Origin of the sequence: Acetatifactor aquisgranensis (assembly GCF_943193215.1) — a bacterium.
Classification (GTDB): domain Bacteria; phylum Bacillota; class Clostridia; order Lachnospirales; family Lachnospiraceae; genus Acetatifactor; species Acetatifactor aquisgranensis.
The window spans coordinates 1-1,769 of record NZ_CALPDH010000094.1 but is presented as its reverse complement, the minus strand read 5'-3'; the positions used below and the strand labels follow the sequence as shown (position 1 = coordinate 1,769).

The following is a 1,769-nucleotide window of genomic DNA, read 5'->3' as shown; positions in this document are numbered from 1 at the left end:
TCGTTCCAACGTGCCCCAAACCAGGAACCTATGGCCGCAAATACACGGGTCACGTTGTTGTAGGCATTGGTGAACATGGTAAGGAACCATGTTGCCACCTGGGCCAGGGCGTTCTTTATATCCTGCCATCTGGCACCGAACCACTGACCGATTGCCTTAAATACATTCGTCACATTGGTATAGGCATTGGTGAACATAGTGAGGAACCACGCCGCCACCGTTGCCAGGGCGTTCTTTATATCGTTCCAACGTGCCCCAAACCAGGAACCTATGGCCGCAAATACACGGGTCACGTTGTTGTAGGCTTCTGTGAAACGGTCCTTGAACCACTGGCCCACGCCTTTAAAAATCGACACAATCCCGTTCCATATGTCTGAAAAGATTTTCTTTACATTAACGCCGAATCCCTCAAAAAATCCTATAATGAAATTCACCACGGCCTGGATGATATTTTTTGCAAAATCAATGGCGTTCTGCAAGGCATCCTTTATGTGTGAAAAGAATCCCTCAAAATCTCCGCTTAAAAGTGCCGTGAACGCCTGGATGATATTCGTCACGAACTCAACCACGTTCTTAATTGCTGACATGATAGGCTCCGCTGCGGTAATGATTCCGTTCACTATGGAACCGATATATGTAAGGATGAACTCAAAAACTGGCTGTAGCGCATCCAACAGCTTCATAAACGCTTGCTTTATCTGCTCTATGATGGGCTTTATCTTTACCCACATATCAGAAAATGCTTGCTTCACCTTTGCCAGGGCATTGTCCACTTTTTCCCTAAATTCATCATTCGTTTTATAGAGTGACACAAACCCTGCTGCCAGGGCGGCAATGGCGGCAATGGCGATTCCCACCGGCCCGGTAAGCATGGTAAGCACTTTGGCAATGCCGCCCCCTGCCCCCAATGCCCCTTTCAGCTTCACGGCCACGCCGATTATCTTTGAAATCCCGGTGGACATTTTTCCAAAGGCGATTAAGGTCGGTCCGATTGCCGCCACTACTGCGGCAATCTTTATGATGGTCTGTTTCTGGCTCTCGTTTAGGTTCTTGAACCAGTCCGAAAATTCCTTTATCTTATCGGTCACTTTCTTTATTGTGGGCTGCAACGTGTCAAGCAATGTCCCACCTAAATCAATGGCCGTATTTTTCAACTGATTTACAGAAATCTTTATTTTGTTGCTTGTGGTGTCCAGTTTGCCAAAGGCCGTTTCCGTGGCCCCTGCGCTGCTCCCCATCTGCTCCACGGCATCATTCAGCTTTTCCGCATTGTCCCACAACACGTTTGCCGCTTTCCCGGCTTCCGCACTTGAAAACATATTGGAAATGCTTGTGCCGCTTGCATATGCCTGTTCATCCAGGATACTTAGAACGTCTGTAAGGCTCCACCCCTGCTCCATGGCTTCCGCCATAGTAAGGCCGCCCTCCTTGATATGTGACGTTCCCTCGGCAAACGCCTTGGCCGCCGTGCTGCCCTGCTTCCCCAGTTCATTCAACATACTGTTTAAATATGTGGTGGTTTCCGCCGTTGCGATTCCGTTTGAGGTCATCACGGCATAGGCTCCGCAAAGGCTGTCCAGTTCCACGCCCTGGGACTTCGCCGTTGGTATCACCTTTCCCATTGCGCTTGACAGTTCCGCAACGGTTGTCTTGCCCAGGTTCTGTGTCTGTATCAGCATATCGGAAACGTCCGTTGTAGCCCAGCAAACTAAAGTTCCTGTCTCCCGCACAAAAACGTCAAATTTAATTCTCAAGTGTCAAATACTATC

General features: G+C 48.9%; 1 protein-coding gene. It reads right to left on the bottom strand.

Annotated features, from left to right (window positions below; all coding sequences use genetic code 11):
* A partial coding sequence (locus tag NFS35_RS28780; protein WP_251210378.1) for a phage tail tape measure protein occupies window positions 1-1,679 on the bottom strand: 1,679 nt, incomplete at its 3' end.
* Window positions 1,680-1,769: the final 90 nt, after the last annotated feature.